Origin of the sequence: Micromonospora alfalfae (genome assembly GCF_022230925.1) — a bacterium.
Lineage (GTDB): Bacteria > Actinomycetota > Actinomycetes > Mycobacteriales > Micromonosporaceae > Micromonospora > Micromonospora alfalfae.
In genome coordinates, this window is the sequence record NZ_JAKKFH010000004.1 from 244,162 (window position 1) to 258,672 (window position 14,511).

At 70.0% G+C, this 14,511-nt stretch carries 28 protein-coding genes; 22 read left to right on the forward strand and 6 right to left on the reverse strand.

Going from position 1 to position 14,511, the window contains the following annotated elements:
- Positions 1-66: 66 nt before the first annotated feature.
- Positions 67-618, forward strand: coding sequence for a hypothetical protein (locus MED01_RS03340; RefSeq protein WP_238667060.1), 552 nt, complete (start codon positions 67-69; stop codon positions 616-618).
- Here the strand turns inward: MED01_RS03340 and MED01_RS03345 are convergent.
- From MED01_RS03345 to MED01_RS03370, 6 genes are all read right to left on the reverse strand, one after another.
- Complete coding sequence (locus MED01_RS03345) at positions 606-1,250, reverse strand: histidine phosphatase family protein (RefSeq protein ID WP_238667061.1); 645 nt, start codon at positions 1,248-1,250, stop codon at positions 606-608. The two genes, MED01_RS03340 and MED01_RS03345, sit on opposite strands and share 13 nt — an antisense overlap.
- A 133-nt stretch (positions 1,251-1,383) precedes the next feature.
- Entirely contained in the window at positions 1,384-1,803 is a 420-nt protein-coding gene (locus MED01_RS03350) for a VOC family protein (RefSeq protein ID WP_088952055.1), read from the reverse strand.
- Between the two features lie 35 nt (positions 1,804-1,838).
- On the reverse strand, positions 1,839-2,240 hold the full coding sequence (locus MED01_RS03355; RefSeq protein ID WP_112582884.1) for a helix-turn-helix domain-containing protein: 402 nt from the start codon (positions 2,238-2,240) through the stop codon (positions 1,839-1,841).
- Positions 2,241-2,355: 115 nt separating this feature from the next.
- Entirely contained in the window at positions 2,356-2,517 is a 162-nt protein-coding gene (locus MED01_RS03360; RefSeq protein ID WP_238667063.1) for a hypothetical protein, read from the reverse strand.
- Between the two features lie 440 nt (positions 2,518-2,957).
- Positions 2,958-3,737 (reverse strand): hypothetical protein, encoded by a 780-nt coding sequence (locus MED01_RS03365; protein ID WP_238667064.1) that lies wholly within the window; start codon positions 3,735-3,737, stop codon positions 2,958-2,960.
- Between the two features lie 271 nt (positions 3,738-4,008).
- A complete protein-coding gene (locus MED01_RS03370) occupies positions 4,009-4,422 on the reverse strand; it encodes a helix-turn-helix domain-containing protein (RefSeq protein ID WP_238667065.1) in 414 nt (137 codons plus the stop codon).
- A 208-nt stretch (positions 4,423-4,630) separates the two neighbouring features.
- Here MED01_RS03370 and MED01_RS03375 point away from each other — a divergent pair, with 208 nt between their 5' ends.
- From MED01_RS03375 to MED01_RS03475, 21 genes are all read left to right on the forward strand, one after another.
- Positions 4,631-4,882 (forward strand): hypothetical protein, encoded by a 252-nt coding sequence (locus MED01_RS03375; RefSeq protein WP_238667066.1) that lies wholly within the window; start codon positions 4,631-4,633, stop codon positions 4,880-4,882.
- Positions 4,879-5,136: a hypothetical protein gene (locus MED01_RS03380; protein ID WP_238667067.1), complete on the forward strand. Its 258-nt coding sequence runs from the start codon at positions 4,879-4,881 to the stop codon at positions 5,134-5,136. The genes MED01_RS03375 and MED01_RS03380 overlap by 4 nt, the downstream gene beginning before the upstream one ends.
- A complete protein-coding gene (locus MED01_RS03385; protein WP_238667069.1) occupies positions 5,136-5,588 on the forward strand; it encodes an HNH endonuclease signature motif containing protein in 453 nt (150 codons plus the stop codon). The genes MED01_RS03380 and MED01_RS03385 overlap by 1 nt, the downstream gene beginning before the upstream one ends.
- Before the next feature lie 94 nt (positions 5,589-5,682).
- Positions 5,683-6,204 carry a hypothetical protein gene (locus MED01_RS03390; RefSeq protein ID WP_238667071.1) on the forward strand — a complete coding sequence of 174 codons (522 nt, stop codon included), beginning with the start codon at positions 5,683-5,685 and terminating at the stop codon, positions 6,202-6,204.
- The gene (locus MED01_RS03395; protein ID WP_238667073.1) at positions 6,201-6,632 is read left to right on the forward strand and encodes a hypothetical protein; all 432 of its coding nucleotides are present in this window, start codon (positions 6,201-6,203) and stop codon (positions 6,630-6,632) included. Before MED01_RS03390 ends, MED01_RS03395 begins: the two co-directional genes overlap by 4 nt.
- Complete coding sequence (locus tag MED01_RS03400) at positions 6,629-6,877, forward strand: hypothetical protein (RefSeq protein ID WP_238667075.1); 249 nt, start codon at positions 6,629-6,631, stop codon at positions 6,875-6,877. Before MED01_RS03395 ends, MED01_RS03400 begins: the two co-directional genes overlap by 4 nt.
- Complete coding sequence (locus MED01_RS03405; RefSeq protein ID WP_238667076.1) at positions 6,874-7,329, forward strand: hypothetical protein; 456 nt, start codon at positions 6,874-6,876, stop codon at positions 7,327-7,329. The genes MED01_RS03400 and MED01_RS03405 overlap by 4 nt, the downstream gene beginning before the upstream one ends.
- Positions 7,326-7,559, forward strand: a complete 234-nt coding sequence (locus MED01_RS03410; protein WP_238667078.1) for a hypothetical protein — start codon at positions 7,326-7,328, stop codon at positions 7,557-7,559. Before MED01_RS03405 ends, MED01_RS03410 begins: the two co-directional genes overlap by 4 nt.
- Entirely contained in the window at positions 7,559-7,843 is a 285-nt protein-coding gene (locus MED01_RS03415) for a hypothetical protein (protein ID WP_238667080.1), read from the forward strand. The genes MED01_RS03410 and MED01_RS03415 overlap by 1 nt, the downstream gene beginning before the upstream one ends.
- A 103-nt stretch (positions 7,844-7,946) precedes the next feature.
- Positions 7,947-8,840 (forward strand): hypothetical protein, encoded by an 894-nt coding sequence (locus MED01_RS03420; RefSeq protein ID WP_238667081.1) that lies wholly within the window; start codon positions 7,947-7,949, stop codon positions 8,838-8,840.
- Positions 8,837-9,193: a hypothetical protein gene (locus MED01_RS03425; RefSeq protein ID WP_238667082.1), complete on the forward strand. Its 357-nt coding sequence runs from the start codon at positions 8,837-8,839 to the stop codon at positions 9,191-9,193. Before MED01_RS03420 ends, MED01_RS03425 begins: the two co-directional genes overlap by 4 nt.
- A 14-nt stretch (positions 9,194-9,207) precedes the next feature.
- On the forward strand, positions 9,208-9,495 hold the full coding sequence (locus tag MED01_RS03430; protein ID WP_238667171.1) for a WhiB family transcriptional regulator: 288 nt from the start codon (positions 9,208-9,210) through the stop codon (positions 9,493-9,495).
- Positions 9,492-9,881, forward strand: coding sequence for a hypothetical protein (locus MED01_RS03435; protein ID WP_238667083.1), 390 nt, complete (start codon positions 9,492-9,494; stop codon positions 9,879-9,881). The genes MED01_RS03430 and MED01_RS03435 overlap by 4 nt, the downstream gene beginning before the upstream one ends.
- The gene (locus tag MED01_RS03440; RefSeq protein ID WP_238667084.1) at positions 9,878-10,711 is read left to right on the forward strand and encodes a PD-(D/E)XK nuclease-like domain-containing protein; all 834 of its coding nucleotides are present in this window, start codon (positions 9,878-9,880) and stop codon (positions 10,709-10,711) included. Before MED01_RS03435 ends, MED01_RS03440 begins: the two co-directional genes overlap by 4 nt.
- Positions 10,711-10,938: a hypothetical protein gene (locus MED01_RS03445; protein WP_238667085.1), complete on the forward strand. Its 228-nt coding sequence runs from the start codon at positions 10,711-10,713 to the stop codon at positions 10,936-10,938. The genes MED01_RS03440 and MED01_RS03445 overlap by 1 nt, the downstream gene beginning before the upstream one ends.
- Complete coding sequence (locus MED01_RS03450) at positions 10,938-11,780, forward strand: hypothetical protein (RefSeq protein WP_238667086.1); 843 nt, start codon at positions 10,938-10,940, stop codon at positions 11,778-11,780. Before MED01_RS03445 ends, MED01_RS03450 begins: the two co-directional genes overlap by 1 nt.
- 3 nt (positions 11,781-11,783) lie before the next feature.
- On the forward strand, positions 11,784-12,260 hold the full coding sequence (locus MED01_RS03455; protein ID WP_238667087.1) for a hypothetical protein: 477 nt from the start codon (positions 11,784-11,786) through the stop codon (positions 12,258-12,260).
- Complete coding sequence (locus MED01_RS03460; protein ID WP_238667088.1) at positions 12,257-13,180, forward strand: phage Gp37/Gp68 family protein; 924 nt, start codon at positions 12,257-12,259, stop codon at positions 13,178-13,180. Before MED01_RS03455 ends, MED01_RS03460 begins: the two co-directional genes overlap by 4 nt.
- Positions 13,177-13,350: a hypothetical protein gene (locus MED01_RS03465; protein WP_238667089.1), complete on the forward strand. Its 174-nt coding sequence runs from the start codon at positions 13,177-13,179 to the stop codon at positions 13,348-13,350. Before MED01_RS03460 ends, MED01_RS03465 begins: the two co-directional genes overlap by 4 nt.
- Positions 13,350-13,691, forward strand: a complete 342-nt coding sequence (locus MED01_RS03470; protein ID WP_238667090.1) for a hypothetical protein — start codon at positions 13,350-13,352, stop codon at positions 13,689-13,691. Before MED01_RS03465 ends, MED01_RS03470 begins: the two co-directional genes overlap by 1 nt.
- Positions 13,688-14,488 (forward strand): hypothetical protein, encoded by an 801-nt coding sequence (locus tag MED01_RS03475; protein WP_238667091.1) that lies wholly within the window; start codon positions 13,688-13,690, stop codon positions 14,486-14,488. Before MED01_RS03470 ends, MED01_RS03475 begins: the two co-directional genes overlap by 4 nt.
- Positions 14,489-14,511 lie beyond the last annotated feature (23 nt).

Here is a 14,511-nt window from a genome sequence, read left to right on the forward strand (position 1 = left end):
GACCGGTCGGACCCGGCGCAGGCGCGGACGGGGGAACCACCGGTTGGGCTCGCGCGTCCGACGGAGATGAGACCCGCATCGACGACAGTCGTCACGGCCACGCTCCTGGGCGCGCTCCTGACCGGTTGCACCAGCGTCGACCGAGCCCCCACCACCACCCCTGCCGAGCCCTCGGCCACCACAGCTACCGGCCCGGCCGCCCCGGCCACCGGCACCGCGCAGCCGACCACCGCCCCCACTGTCAGCGCCGGGGCCAGCGGTGTGGCCCCCCGAGTGGCGTTGCGAATCTCCGGCGGCTTCGCTGGGCGCGGGGACTCCATCGTCGTCGAGCCGGACGGTCAGTGGACAGTGACGGACCGGGCCGGCAGCCGCCGCCACGGCCGGCTAACCCCTGCCGATCAGGGCATCCTGGCAGGGTTGGCCGCCGACTCCAGGCTCGCCACCGAGGCACGGCGGCCGACCACAGCGACCAACTGCTCGGACGCGATGCACTACCGCCTCACCGTGGCCAGCAACGACACCGGGTACGCCGACTGCCCGGCCGACGGGACCCCGCCGCCGGCCACCCAGGCGGTGGTCAAGCTGCTCCTGCGGGCCACCGGCTCCTACGTCAGATAGTCCGGGGGCAGGCCGGTGGCCCGCAGCTCCGGCGGTAGGTGGGCCACGTCGTTGACGGCGACCAGATTCGGCGGGCCGCCCGCGCTGTACCGGATGACGGTCAGCCCCGCGTTGTGCGAGTTGAAACCCAGCCACCGCCACTCCGGAGCGTCGAGGGCGTGCCGCACCAGCCAGGCGATCAGGAAGCTGTGCGTCACGACCAACTCGCGGACCGGTTCGCCACCGGCGGGACCCTCAGCGACCGGGCCGGCGAACCGCCGCACCGCGTCCGCCGTCACCCGCGGCCCGTCGACCCGCTCGGCCGCCGAGAACTGGGTCAGAAATTCGGCGTACGCGGGCGGCAGGCCAGCCGGATCCGTGTCGTGTGGGAGGTGGTCACCGGCCAGCTCCGTCTCGTACACCGGAACGTCGGGCAGCGACTTGGCGACCAGCTCGGCGGTCTGCGCGGCCCGGCGCAGCGGCCCGTGGTGGACGGCGGCGAACCGCCGGGCCCGTAGGCGTTCGCCCAGCAGGGTGGCCTGCCGTCGGCCGCGCTCCGACAGGCCGGTGTCCGGTTCGCCGGCATCGGGCCCACTCGGCTCGGAGAGATCCTGCTCGGCGTGTCGGGTCAGGTACAGCAACCGGGTCACCATGATCCCCACCTCAACACACCGGGAGGTACGAGTTCGACCCGCACCTCCCGGCCTGCGGCAGTCGGCTCAGTCGACCCGGCCGGACACCGCCCGTACCACGGGAAACGCCAAGGCCTGGCTCATCGCCCGCCCCCTACGCCCGGGGGAACATCTGGCCGATGCGGATCCGGTTGCCGAACGGGTCCCGGATGCCGAAGTCGATCCCGTACGGGCGCTCGGTCGGCTCGTCGGTGATCTCGACGCCCTTGGCCACAAGATCCTCATGCGTCTTGCGGGCGTCGTCAGTGGTCATGAAGAGGTACCCGCCGAGGGCACCCTTGGTGAGCAGCTCCCGGACCTGCTCGGCGGTGGCCGGGTCCAGCGCGGGCGGGCCCGGCTTCTCCAACAGGATCTCGCGCTCCGGGTCGCCGGGCAGGTTCACAGTGAGCCACCGCATGAAGCCGAGGTCCTGGTCGGTGTTGACCTCCATGCCGAGCTTGTTGACGTAGAAGTCAAGCGCGGCGTCCTGGTCGAGGACGTAGATCTGGGAGCGGCTGATCGCGTTCATCGTCATGCCCATGACGCTAGAGGTAGACCGTGACCTGCGGCTTATCCAAAACTGCTGGGTCGGGTCCAGGCTTTGGTGAAGCACGACGGCACGTTGGCCGGCGCGACGCGCTGACGCCGGAAATCCGAGGGCGACTCCCCGACGATCTGCCGGAACGTCCGACTGAACGTGCCCAGACTGCCGAAGCCGACGGCGTAGCAAATGTCCGTCACGTCCCGGTCGGTCTCCACCAGCAACGACATCGCCCGCTCCACCCGGCGGCGTTGCAGGTAGCGGTGCGGGGTCTCACCGAAGGTGGCCCGGAAGGTACGGATGAAGTGCGCCTGGGAGACGTGCGCGATCCGGGCCAACGCGGGGATGTCCAGCGGCTCGGCGTACGCCCGGTCCATCGCGTCCCGGGCGCGCAGCATCGCCCGGTTCGACTCCTCCACCGCCCGACTCATCTGCCCCTGTCCCGCTCCGCGCTGCTCCGGCCCCCAGGCTAGCGCCGGGCGCCCCGTCGTCCGGTCGGGTAGCGGCTCCGCGTCCGTTCCTCGCCGGACCACCGGCGGCGTCGACTTACTGGTTGGCCTCGCGCTCCGGACAGTCGGCGTACTGCCAGGTCGCGGTGAGGTCCTGACTCGTCACGATCATCCTGCCGGCGAGACAGGCGATCTCGTGCCGGCACCCCTGTTCGTGCGGCAGCACCTCGTCCAACATCACGTCCTGGAGTTGGGCCACGTCCAGCTCACGGTCAGCGGGCTCAATCGTCAGACTCCGTACGCCCCGGTAGCGAATGGTCAGGTCTTCCTCGTGCGGGCTTCAGGCTCTTGACGCAGCGCTGGCCAGTGAAGTCTTAGTGGTCGGGGTCCGTAGCGAACCTGCGAGCTCCATCGGGCAACGAGTCAGCAAGCGATGACAACTGCTCGACGTATGCCCAGGCATCCAGAAGGATGCCGTCCTTGGTTCGTTCAAGGCTGACGTATCTCATTGCCGCCCCTCCGCCAATGCTCGACCAGCGCCCTCAGCCGGTCCGTACCTGGACGACCAGGGTCTGGAGCACCGGTGGCGATTGTCCTTGATCCCGGCCGATCCCAGGTGCCCACACCCGAGGCGAACGACGCGCCGCGCTGGCTCACCGCTGTGGGACACAGTGACATTTGCCCGGTACGGCTGAGCTGTTACTTGCCGTAGTAGAAGTCGGCGGCCTCACCAGCGCGTGCCGGCGCGTTGATCTTCAAGGACTTCCCGTGATCCTTCATGGTGGTGGTCAGCGTCAGTTTCGGGCCATCGCTGGGGCTCAGCTCCACCTTGATCGAGGTGACCCAACCCTGGTCGTCGGTGGTGATCGTGAACGGCGACAGGCGTACGCCGATCGAGACGATGCTCGGTGCGCCCACGGGGAGGAACGACGTGGTGTCCTTGCCGGTGGGGTCGAAACGGCCGGTGTAGGTGTGCGGGTCGACGCGGTCCACCGAGACGATCGACGCTGTGAACGCCTTCAGGCCGGTCGGGTCGGCCCAGTCGAAGCGGAGGAAGAAATCGTCGGGCTTCACTCGCTTCAGATCGACGTGCACCCAGTCCTTCTCGTCGGACGGCCGCGAGTAACTGTCGTTGCCGATCACGATCCGGCTCCCCGCCGACGGGTACTTCCCGCCGGTGACCGAGATCGTGGTCTGGAAACGGCGCTTCTTCGGATCGAAGGCACCCGTGCCGTTGACCTTCTGCCCCTCGGGCAGGTTGCCGCGCACCGCGTACCGGTGGGCAGCCCCCTGCGACCGCTGCAATGCCGCGACCAGCTCAACGCGGACGTCGGGCGTCGGGGACGGCACGGCAGTGGCAGTCGCGGTGGCCTGAACCAGTTTGTCGGTGCGGGTGGGCTCAGTCGTCGGAGTGCAGCCGGCAGCAAAGAACAGACTGCCGGTCAGACCCAGCACGAGCAGAGTGGTGCCGTGTTTCATTGTGATTCCCCCGTGGACCGCCGCCTGATGGCGGGACGGAGGCACGATAGCGAACGTGGTCGACGTCCGGTTGCCCCTCGGGGCGGACCGGCAGACACACGGCAGTGCCGCTCGGAAAGGTCTGATGTAATTGGAGCCCCCGGCCGGGATCGAACCGGCGACATCTCGCTTACAAGGCGTCCAGCGCTGAGCGGCCAAGCAACTGAGCGTCTGAGCGCGTAGGCCGCGAGCGAGAAACGCATAGGCGAATGCTCGCTGGAACGGCTCTCCCTTACCCTGTGCGACGCCGCCTCGGGTCCATGGCCCGGCCGGTGCGGAACTTGAGGTATTGCACCCACTCGAACTTCTCCGCGTCGGACACCTTGGGGTCCTGGAGGATCTGGATGACCTCTTCCACCGTCGCGTCGAACATCCGCGGCGGCTCGGGATTGAGGCCCATCTCCTCACGCGTCAGGTAGCCGAGCGCTACAGCAGCCTCGCGGGGGTCGAGATCCAGCGCACGGAAGACCGCCCGGACCTGCTCAGGGTCCGGGCGTTCGACTTTGCCCGCTTCCCAGCGCAGGTATGTCGACCTGGAGACCCCGGATTCGTCGATGACGTCTTCTTGGGTCCAGCCCTTGTTCTTGCGGCCCGCTCGTAGGAGCTGCGCGAAGTCGTGACCTCTTTGGTCAGGGGACGGCGGCATGGGGACAAGGTAGGTCGTCCGTTCGGACGTTGTCGTCGTCATACCTGGCACATGCCGTACGTGAGACCTCATGGGTGGCGGGCCATTATCGCAGGCCGGTAGCGCGGCAGCGAGTGTCATGGGCGACACCTTACATCGACCAAATGTCATACAGGAGACTTCGTGTCGCCTCTTGCGTTCCACCTATGGAACCTGCATGATGGGTGTCATGCATGAGACCTCAGCACCCCCCGAAGGTGCCACCTCCGAGACCTGGCGGTTGAGGTGGGACGTGGTCGGCAAGCGCTGCGAAGAGCTGGGTGCAGTATCGCGCAACGCTCAAGCGCAGCTCATGGGCGTCCCCCGCACCACCTTCTTCCGCTGGCTCAAGGGCACTCACACCCCCAACCTCACGGCGTCCCGCCGCGCGGCTGACCGGCTCGACCTCCCCTCCGACGAGATGTGGGAGCGGGCGGCATGACCGAGCATCTGCGCAAGGACCGCGCCGCCGCCGGCCGCATCGGCGGACTCACCCGCGCCTCCCGCGAGATCGACCCGAAGGCCGCCGCCCAACGCGGACAGCGCGGACTGATCGCTCGCTTCGAGAAGCAGGTGCCCGCCGAGGTAACCGACCCGGCGCAGCGCACCCGGATGGCCGAGCTTGCTCTGCGCGCCCACATGTCTCGCCTCGCAGTCGCGTCGGCCAAGAAGCGCCGCGCCCGGAGCGCCGCCTGATGTACGAGGACGTGATTGAGCGGATCAAGCGGCAGATCGTCGTCGACGACAAGGGTTGCTGGATCTGGCAGGGACGGGTCGACAGCTCCGGCTATGGCGACCTCCGGCTCAAGAGCACGCCCTCCAAGACCCGGATCGCCCACCGCATCTCCTACGAGGTTTTCGTCGCCCGGATTCCCGCCGGCCTCCAGATCGATCACCTGTGCCGGGTTCGCGCCTGCGTCAACCCGAAGCACCTGGAGCCGGTCACGCCCAGAGAGAACACGCTCCGTTCGCCCATCGCGCTCGCGTCCCTCGCTGCCCAGCAGGCGACCTGCAAGCGGGGTCACGCCTTCGACGAGAAGAACACCATCTGGCGTCGTGAGGGCGGCCGGGCGTGCCGCACCTGCAAGCGCGACCGCCTCCGGGAGTTCCGCGAGCGCCAGCGTCGCGTTCCCGCCGACGCCGCCTAGTTCCGCCCCGGTGCCCACCCGGGCCCGGACACAGAACGACGCCCCCACCAACCGCCAAGTCCGCAGGGGCGTCCGAACCGACAGGGAGTATCCCATGACCTCCACGACCACTACCTCCACCGAGGACCGTCGGCTGCTCGCCGAGGTCAGCCGGTTGCGCAGGGCCAACGACTGGCGCGACTCGTCGCGCGGCTTCCAGAACGCGCCGTTCGAGGACCAGGCCACCGTCGCGGTCCGGCCGAACGAGGCCGGGTTCCAGGTGTGGCGCAAGCCCGCCGACGCCCCGCACTTCACCGGCCAGCCGACCGAGTACCCGGCCGAGAGCGTCCGCGAGGCCGTGGATCTGCTCGTCGCACTCAACATCCTGCCGGACAGCTTCTCGTCGGCGTACAGGGAGGGCCGCAATCAGGCCGCCGCTGACGTCGAGCGCATGCCCATCACCCTCGGGGACGCCGGATGGCAGCACATGGAGGCCAGCGCGGTCGAGGCCGACTACCCGGCCGAACTGGTCCGCCGCCGCCGGACCCGCGACGACTTCACCACCGCCACCATCGAGGGCGCCTACCAGTACGGCTACCGGCAGGCCGCGAAGGTCGCCCGAGGCGGCACCCGATGAGCGACTACCTCGACGCCGTTCGCGCCCTCGCGCGGGCCGCAACCAACAGTCCGTGGACCGGAGAAACATACCGGCGGGTGCTCGCTGGCCTGGCAACCAGCACCGGCAACTACGCCGCTGATGCTCGATTCGTCCGCGAGGCTCGCGAACTCGTGCCTGACCTCACCGAGAGGTTGGCCAGGGCTGTCAAGGAGCGCAACTACTACGCCGAGAAGTCCGACATTCTCAGCGCTGAGCTGGATGAGCGGGACAAGGTCGAGGCCGAGCTTGACGACCTTCACGAGCAGGTCGCCGCCATGAAGCGTGTCGTCGACGCCGCGAGGGTGTGGCGGGCGCAGTTCACGAAGCCGACCGACACGATGTTCCCCCGCCAGGGTGCGCTGTGCGCCGCCGTGGACGCGCTGCCCTCCGAGGACGGCACCCGGTGAGCGCCGCGATCAAGGCGAACAACTTCGCCGACCTGCGCCAGAAGCTGCACGACGCCACCCCCGCCGTACTGAAGGCCACCGAGGCGTACTGGGCGGCCCTGCCCGGCGTCATCGCCGCGAAGCACCGGCACCTCATCGGCGAAGAGATCGAGGTGCGGCAGGCGGTGCGGCACGACATCGAAACGGCCCACGCGGCGCTGGTCGCCGACATGGCCCCGACCACCCGCTGGGAGGCAACGCGATGAACGAGGACAGCTACGAGCAGCGCATCCAGCGGGCCATCCACGACCACCTCACCGGCTTCACCTGGTACGACACCGACAACCGCGGCGACATCGAGATCCACGTCCTCGACTCGAACGCCGAGCGGCGCTGGTACGCCATCGGCCCCAGCGGCGCCGTGTCCATCACCGCCCGCCACCGCCCGGACGGGCCGCTGCCCGCAGGGGCGATCACCGAGTGGGGCGGGGCGTTCATCTTCCCCACCCGCCTGATGCTCACCCACCGCCCCGACACGGCCGGCGCGTACTGCCCCATCACCGGCGGTGGTTGCACCCACACCGACGGCAGCCCCCTCGGCGAGCCGCTGGACCGGTGCTGGGACTCCGACTCCGCGTTCGACGGCGCGATGACCGACGACCTGGCCGGCGAGTACCGGCGAGTCCACGGCCACGATCTTCAGGAGGCGACCCGATGACCATTCGCGCGCAGGAGCAGATCCTCGCCCGCTTCCGATCGGTCGTCGGCGTAGAGACCGGCCCCGGCACCAGCGACGCACGCCCCGGACCCCGCCACACCGCCCGGGTGAAGCGCTGCTGCAAGACCGTCCTCGTCGGCGAGCGCTGCGACTGCCGGGCCGTCCGCCGGCAGATGCGGGCAGCGGCACGGCAGCCGATCTTCTTCGACTTCCGCCAGGCAGGTGCGTGATGGCCCGCCTGATCCTCACCCTCGCCGCCCTCGCCCTCCTCACCGCCGTCGCCGTGTACATCGGCGAAGTCATCGGGGAACGCCGCGAACGCCGCCGGATCGACGTCGACCTCCAAACGCTCAGCTCGGAGCTGCACACCCAGAACGCCGCGCTGATGGCCATCCCCGGCGACGACTACCCGGCCATCCTGCACGGCCGGCTGGTGGCCACCGAGCACCGCGACCGGTGGCTGCCCGCCCTCGACCGGATGGCAGCCCGCATGCACCTGAGGAGGGCCGCATGAGCCCGACCAACCCGCCGCCGTTCTTCCGGGGCTTCGCCATCGCCCTGCCGGTAGCCCTCGCCCTCAACGCCATCCTGCTGGCCCTCCTGATCTGGAGCCTGACGTGACCAACTACAGCGCCCACGAAATCTTCCGCCTCGACCAGGCATACCCCGCCGCCGTCAACACCATCGAAGACCTCACCGGCGACCCCACCCGCAAGACCCGCCTGGCCGAAGTCGGGCCCAAAGTGTTCGCCGCCGAACTCACCCGCGACCTCGCCGCCTCCGCCGCCGGCCCGATGTCCCTCGCCGCGTGGGCCGCCGTCGCCACGGTGCGGCTCATGGACGCCGGCCGCATGTGGGAAGAGGACACCGACAAGGCGTGGGCCAAGGTCGACGAGCTGACCGATCGGCTCGCCGCCATGACCGAGGCAGCCACCGACCACCGGAAGACCGCCAGCAACGCCCTCAACCGGGGCAACCGCCTGCACGAGCAGTTGGCCGCCGCACAAAACGCTCTGCGCAGCCTCGGCCAGGCACACGCCGACCTGAAGACGGACAACGACGAACTGGTCGCCGAGAACGCCCGGGTACGGCAGCAACGCGACGAGCTGAAGCCGGTCGTCGAGGCCGCCAAGGTGTGGCGCTGGTCCGGCAACACCGCCGGCGACCACCGGCAGGCCATCGCGGAGTTGAACGCCGCCGTGGACGCCCTGCCGAAGGCCGAGGCCGACTACCTCATCTGGTCGCAGCACCACCGGTCGTGGTGGGGGCCCAGCCGATCCGGGTACCGCAGCAACCCCGCCGACGCCGGGCGGTACACCCTCACCGCAGCCCAGGCCGAGATGGGGCGTGGCTGCTACTGCTGCCGCGTTCCAGAGGTGCCGGTCGCCGCCGGGAAGGTCATCAGCGCGGGCGACCAGACGATCCAGGCCGCCATCACCGAGGCCACCGAGCAGGCCATCGCGGCGGGCCAGGAGAACAAGGCGTACGACGTCGCCGAGGCCACCCGATGAGCCTCGACGCCATCGCCGACGCGATCACCACCGCGCTCCCCGCCCTCGCCGTCACCGCCATGCCCGTCCTCGCCACTACCGCCGGAGTCGCCCTCTGGTGGCTCCACCAAGACACCGCCGAGGCCGAGGACACCTACAACGTCGACGACTACCGGCAACCCGCCACCGTCCGCGTCCGCACCCACCACACCGATATCGACGCACCCACCCAGGTCATCCGCCGGGCACTCCCCGACGCCGGCGCACCCATCTACGACCAGCTGTCCGCCCGCCACACCGCCCAGCAGTGGCTGCGGGAGATCGCCGCCAACCACGCGTTCGTGAACGGCATCAACGAAGGAGCAGCCCGGTGAGGCGCCTCCAATCCATCCGCAACGACACCCCACTCACCGCCGCCGACCTGCTCGGCAACGTCGGCGACTGGCAGGAACAGGCTCTCTGCACCCAGACCGACCCGGAGGTTTTCTACCCGGAAAAGGGCGGCACGGTCGAGCCCGCCAAGAAGGTCTGCCGCAACTGCGACGTCCAGGCCGAGTGCTTGGAGTACGCCCTCAACCGCGACGAACGGTTCGGCGTCTGGGGCGGCCTGTCCGAGAAGGAACGGCGCGCCGAGGCCAAGCGCCGCGCCGGGAGAGCTCCGGCGGTGGCGGCATGAGCACCCTCCCGCTCGGCTGCGCCACCTGCGGCGTGCCCCGCCGACGCCACGACGACACCCACCGCTGGCAGGCACCGGAGATGCCCACCATCCTGGCCCGCGCCGCCGCCCGCAAACAGTGCCATCACTGGATCGGCGTCGAGGCCCGCGAGTGCGGCAGCCAGATCGGCGTCCGCGCGTTCCTCCAAGGCGACCGCTGCCCCATCCACGACCCCAACGTCCTCACCGAGGACACCGCCGGCCGGTGCACCACCTGCGATCTGCCGGTCAGCCGGTGGGATCCGACCGACCCGCTGTACCTCGAGGGCAGCGGCCAGTGCCCCGGCTGCTCCCGCGCCGACCTCGACGAAGAGAAGCGCCTCGAGCACGCCGAGGCGGCGTCATGACCACCGCCGTCGTCGAGGTCACCGAACCCGGCATTCACGACGGGATGCCCGACGAGGTGTACCACCGGGACCCCGTCCCCGCGGGCAGCCTCTCCAGCTCCGGCGCCCGACGGTTGCTGAAGACCTGCCCCGCGAAGTTCGACTACGAGCGGCGCAACCCGCCCGCCCCCACCAAGACGTTCGACATCGGGCACGCCGCACACCAGATGATCCTCGGCACCGGTCCAGAACTGGTCGTGGTGCCCGGGGCCCGGTGGGACACCAACGACGCCAAGGCCCAGGTCGCCGCGGTCCGCGAGCGGGGCGGTATCCCGCTAAAGCAGGCCGACATGGACCAGATCAGGGCCATGGCCGACGCCATCCTCGCCGACCCGCTCGCCGCCGCCATGCTCTCCGTCGGCGAGCCGGAGCGGTCCCTGTTCTGGGTCGACGAGCGCACCGGCATCTGGCGGCGCGCCCGCCTCGACTGGTACCGCGACGGTCACATCGTCGACCTGAAGACGTGCGAGTCCGCTGACGAAGAGGCCATTCGCAGGGACGCCGCGCGCTACGGCTACCACGCGCAGGACGAGTGGTACCGCGAAGGTGTCCGCGCTGTCGGCCTGTGCCCGGACCCGTCGTTCACCTTCATCTTCGTCGAGAAGGCCGCTCCGCACCTGACGCACGTGGTGCAGCTCGGCCCGGATGAGATCGCCGCCGGCCGGCACCTCAACAACAAGGCCATCGACCGGTTCGCCGAGTGCCAGCGCACCGGCGTGTGGCCGGGCTACGCCTCCGACATCACCACCATCTCGCTGCCGCCCTACGCCCTACGCGCCCTGGAGTTCTGATGCCCGGCATCCGCGACAACGACGGCCGCCTGATCGAGCCGTACGTCTTCGAGTCGACCTACACCCAGCCCGACGGGATCCGCGTCCAGGTCGTCATCACGATCCCGGCCGGCGAGTGGTGGAAGGACGTTCAGGAGGCCGGCGAGATCGCCCAGATGGCCGCCTCTCGCGCCCTCACCCAGATCAACGCCCAGATCAAAGCCAGCAACGAAAGGGTCCCGTTCTGATGAGCGACGTCGCCGTTCGCACCGACCAGCACCTCGACATCCCCACCGGCACCGAACCGGCCACCGCGCAGCTCGTCCAGTGGGCGCAGGCCGCCGACGCCGCCGGACGGTTCGCCGCCGTCGTCTGCAACACCTCCGCCGTGCCGGTCGCCTACAAGGGCAAGCCCGCCGAGGCCGCCGCCGCGATCCTCGCCGGAGCCGAAGTCGGGCTGTCCCCGATGGCCAGCCTCCGCGCCTTCGACAACATCCAGGGCACCCCCGCCCCGAAGGCCATGACTCTCCGCGCCATCACCCAGGGCCTCGGGCACGAGATCCGCATCGACGAGTCCACCGCGGTCATCGCCGTCGTGTCCGGACGCCGCAAGGGCGACACCGAGTGGCAGACGTCCACCTGGACGATCGAGCGCGCCCAGCAGATGGGGCTCACCGGCAAGCAGCAGTGGAAGCAGCAGCCCGCCGCAATGCTCGTCGCCCGGGCCACCGCCGAGGTGTGCCGCTGGATCGCCTCCGACGCGATCATGGGCATGCCCTACGCCGCCGAAGAGATCCGCGACCAGGGCAGCAACTACGAGGCCCGGCCCGCGCCACGGCTCGTCACCGCCGCCGACTTCATCGAGCAGACCACCAACGAGCCGACGGCCCACACGGACCCGACCGACCCGCTCGGTGCGTTCGCCGCCGCCGACGAGTTCACGGTCGACGAGGTGCTCGCGGACATCGCCGCCGCCGAGACGCAGACCCGCCTCGACGAGATCAAGCAGGCGTGCCGCGAGTCCGGCATCCGCGACCAGCAGGTACTCGACGCCTGGGCCGCCCGCTCCGCGCAGCTGGTCGAGGGCTGAGCCGTGACCACTCACATCCTCCAGATCGTCTGGCCCATCACCGACGACACGTACACCCGCAACCAGCTCATCGCCATCGCCAAGGGCGACCTCGACGACCTCGCCGAGCAGGCCCACGCCATCATCACCGGCCCGCCCATCTGGTACATCGCCGACGCCGCCGACACCCCCGGGTGGACCGGCTACGCGCCCGGCATGGTCCTCGTCGCCAACCTCCCCGCCGAACCGTACGGCGCGCTCTCCGAGCACCGCGTCGGCCAGTTCCACGTCGACCCCGCCACCGTCGAACGGCTCATCGCCGGCAACCCGCCCGCGAAGGTACGAGCCACCGAACGAACCACCGCGATGGTCGCCATGGCCAGCCGCGGCGCCGAGATCCCGGCCGTCGCATCCCGGTTCCGGGTCACCACCGACGCCGTGAACCAGGCCATCCAACGGCACCGCCACCGCAGCAACGACCGAGAGGCGGTTGCGGCATGAGCACCGCGATCGAGTGGACCGAAGAGACCTGGAACCCGACCACCGGCTGCGACCGGATCTCCGCCGGCTGCGACAACTGCTACGCCCTGACCTTGGCCAAGCGGCTGAAGGGGATGGGGTCGGCGAAGTACCAGACCGACGGCGACCCGCGAACCAGCGGCCCTGGCTTCGGGTTGGCCACCCACGCCGACGCGCTGACCATCCCGCTGAAGTGGCGCAAGCCGCGGACAGTGTTCGTCAACTCGATGTCCGACCTGTTCCACGCCCGAGTGCCCACCGCGTACGTGGCCCGTGTCTTCGCGGTCATGGCGGCCACTCCGCAGCACACCTACCAGATCCTCACCAAGCGGCCCGAACGGATGCTGCGCCTGGTCGGCGAGGAGATCGACGGTGGGGTGGTGCTCCTAGACGCGGCGTACGCGGCCGGCTTCGAGAGCGTGGCTACCGCGCTGTACGAGGCGGAATGGCCGCTGTCGAACGTGTGGCTGGGCACCTCCATTGAGTCGGATCAGCACGCGGGCCGGGCAGATGCCCTCCGCAAGACGAACGCCGCCGTCCGGTTCATCTCCGCCGAGCCGCTGCTGGGTCCGCTGCCGTCGCTCGACCTGACCGGCATCGACTGGCTCATCGCCGGAGGCGAGTCCGGCCCCAACGCGCGACCGATGCACCCGGACTGGGTGCGCGACCTCCGCGACCGCTGCCAAGCCGCCGGCACCGCCTTCTTCTTCAAGCAGTGGGGCAACTGGGTGCCGCCGTCGGAGATGCCCGAGGACACCTTCATGAGCTGGGACGTGGAGCACGGCACCAGCGCGTACGACCGCGATCAGCCGTGGCGCGTCGGCAAGAAGGCCGCTGGCCGCGAGCTGGACGGGCGGACCTGGGACCAGTACCCGACCAGCGCCGAGCAGGCAGCGGCATGAGCACCGGCGACCACCGCGGCACCGCGACCACCGTCGACTGCCCGCTCTGCACCGTGACCGTGCTCATCCGCGAGCCGAACCCGGTCGCCGCGGTGGTCGCCGCCGCCGACGCCCTCGAACACCACCTCAACGACCACCGCACAGCGGACCAGGAAGGGGATGCCCGCTGATGGCTTCCAACAACTCCCCACGCGCGTCGTCCATCTGGCCGCAGATGCCCTTCATGCGTGGCCCGGTCGCCGCCCAGCGGCTGCGCGATTGGCTGCCGCAGTACCGGGAGCGCCGCGCCGAGGTCGCCGCCCGCCGGGAGCGGGTCCTCGCCCACGAATGGGCGCGCAAGCAGCTCTGCACCATCCTCGGGCTGTCCGACGCCCGGAACTGGAACGGGTACATCCCCGAGGCCCGCAACGCCGACGGGGTCCTCAACCCGTACGAGTCGCGACGGGCGCTGATCGAGCTGCTCCGCGAGGTCGCTGCCGCCGACGGCGCCGGACAGGAGCCGGGCGAGTGAAGCGGTGGGAATTCGAGCGCGCGGTGCTGGGGTCCGATCTGTCGGCCCCGGCCCGGCTCATCCTGCTCGCCCTCGCCGTCCTCGCTGACTGGCCCGGCGGCGTGATCCCGGCGAAGTTCTCCCCGTCGCTGTCGACCTTGCAGGTGATGACCGGGTTGTCGCGCAGCGCCCTCGCCACGCATCTGAACGCGATCGAGCGAGTCGCGGGTCGGGACGGCTGGGTTGTTCGGGCCCGTCCGACGAAGCGGCAGGCGCAAACGGAGAAGGAGCGGACCCGTTACCGACTGTCCATCCCGGCTAGTGCACGAGACGCACTAGCTAGTGCATCTCACGGACTAGCTAGTGCAGGAGACGGACTAGGGCTAGTCCGTGAGGTGGACCGGGCTAGTGCAGGAGGTGGACACAAGCCAGACCACTTCCAGACCTATAGCCAGACCGCAGCCAAGCAGCAGTCACCGAGCAGCCCAGAACAGATCGTCATCGACGCCACCGGCGCCACCGCCGAGGAAGCGGCAGCAGTCGCCAACCGAGTCGCCAACGAGCGGAAGCCCCGGAGCCTCCCCGGGCTGCTGCGCCGGATGGCCACCGACGGAGACCTCACCCAACTATTGGCCGACCAGCGGGCCGCCGCCAAGCGGGCCACCGTCGCTGACGCCCTCGAAGCCGCCCGCCGTGGACCGGAGTGCGAACACCGTGTCCCGGGTGGCGCCGCTCTGCACCCGACGACCCGCCAGCCGCTCTGCCCGCACTGCCGCACCCAGGCGCAGCGCAACGGCCTGAAGGTCGTGTCCGCGTGATCGCCGCCCGCCGCCGCGGTGCC

Coding starts and splice junctions, on each gene's coding strand:
- MED01_RS03405 (WP_238667076.1), top strand. CDS start 6,874: ATGAACGAGGACAGCTACGAGCAGCGCATCCAGCGGGCCATCCACGAC.
- MED01_RS03340 (WP_238667060.1), top strand. CDS start 67: ATGAGACCCGCATCGACGACAGTCGTCACGGCCACGCTCCTGGGCGCG.
- MED01_RS03390 (WP_238667071.1), top strand. CDS start 5,683: ATGACCTCCACGACCACTACCTCCACCGAGGACCGTCGGCTGCTCGCC.
- MED01_RS03395 (WP_238667073.1), top strand. CDS start 6,201: ATGAGCGACTACCTCGACGCCGTTCGCGCCCTCGCGCGGGCCGCAACC.
- MED01_RS03460 (WP_238667088.1), top strand. CDS start 12,257: ATGAGCACCGCGATCGAGTGGACCGAAGAGACCTGGAACCCGACCACC.
- MED01_RS03465 (WP_238667089.1), top strand. CDS start 13,177: ATGAGCACCGGCGACCACCGCGGCACCGCGACCACCGTCGACTGCCCG.
- MED01_RS03350 (WP_088952055.1), bottom strand. CDS start 1,803: ATGACGATGAACGCGATCAGCCGCTCCCAGATCTACGTCCTCGACCAG.
- MED01_RS03435 (WP_238667083.1), top strand. CDS start 9,492: ATGAGCACCCTCCCGCTCGGCTGCGCCACCTGCGGCGTGCCCCGCCGA.
- MED01_RS03470 (WP_238667090.1), top strand. CDS start 13,350: ATGGCTTCCAACAACTCCCCACGCGCGTCGTCCATCTGGCCGCAGATG.
- MED01_RS03425 (WP_238667082.1), top strand. CDS start 8,837: ATGAGCCTCGACGCCATCGCCGACGCGATCACCACCGCGCTCCCCGCC.
- MED01_RS03445 (WP_238667085.1), top strand. CDS start 10,711: ATGCCCGGCATCCGCGACAACGACGGCCGCCTGATCGAGCCGTACGTC.
- MED01_RS03355 (WP_112582884.1), bottom strand. CDS start 2,240: ATGAGTCGGGCGGTGGAGGAGTCGAACCGGGCGATGCTGCGCGCCCGG.
- MED01_RS03345 (WP_238667061.1), bottom strand. CDS start 1,250: ATGGTGACCCGGTTGCTGTACCTGACCCGACACGCCGAGCAGGATCTC.
- MED01_RS03375 (WP_238667066.1), top strand. CDS start 4,631: ATGCATGAGACCTCAGCACCCCCCGAAGGTGCCACCTCCGAGACCTGG.
- MED01_RS03380 (WP_238667067.1), top strand. CDS start 4,879: ATGACCGAGCATCTGCGCAAGGACCGCGCCGCCGCCGGCCGCATCGGC.
- MED01_RS03365 (WP_238667064.1), bottom strand. CDS start 3,737: ATGAAACACGGCACCACTCTGCTCGTGCTGGGTCTGACCGGCAGTCTG.
- MED01_RS03415 (WP_238667080.1), top strand. CDS start 7,559: ATGGCCCGCCTGATCCTCACCCTCGCCGCCCTCGCCCTCCTCACCGCC.
- MED01_RS03370 (WP_238667065.1), bottom strand. CDS start 4,422: ATGCCGCCGTCCCCTGACCAAAGAGGTCACGACTTCGCGCAGCTCCTA.
- MED01_RS03440 (WP_238667084.1), top strand. CDS start 9,878: ATGACCACCGCCGTCGTCGAGGTCACCGAACCCGGCATTCACGACGGG.
- MED01_RS03450 (WP_238667086.1), top strand. CDS start 10,938: ATGAGCGACGTCGCCGTTCGCACCGACCAGCACCTCGACATCCCCACC.
- MED01_RS03410 (WP_238667078.1), top strand. CDS start 7,326: ATGACCATTCGCGCGCAGGAGCAGATCCTCGCCCGCTTCCGATCGGTC.
- MED01_RS03385 (WP_238667069.1), top strand. CDS start 5,136: ATGTACGAGGACGTGATTGAGCGGATCAAGCGGCAGATCGTCGTCGAC.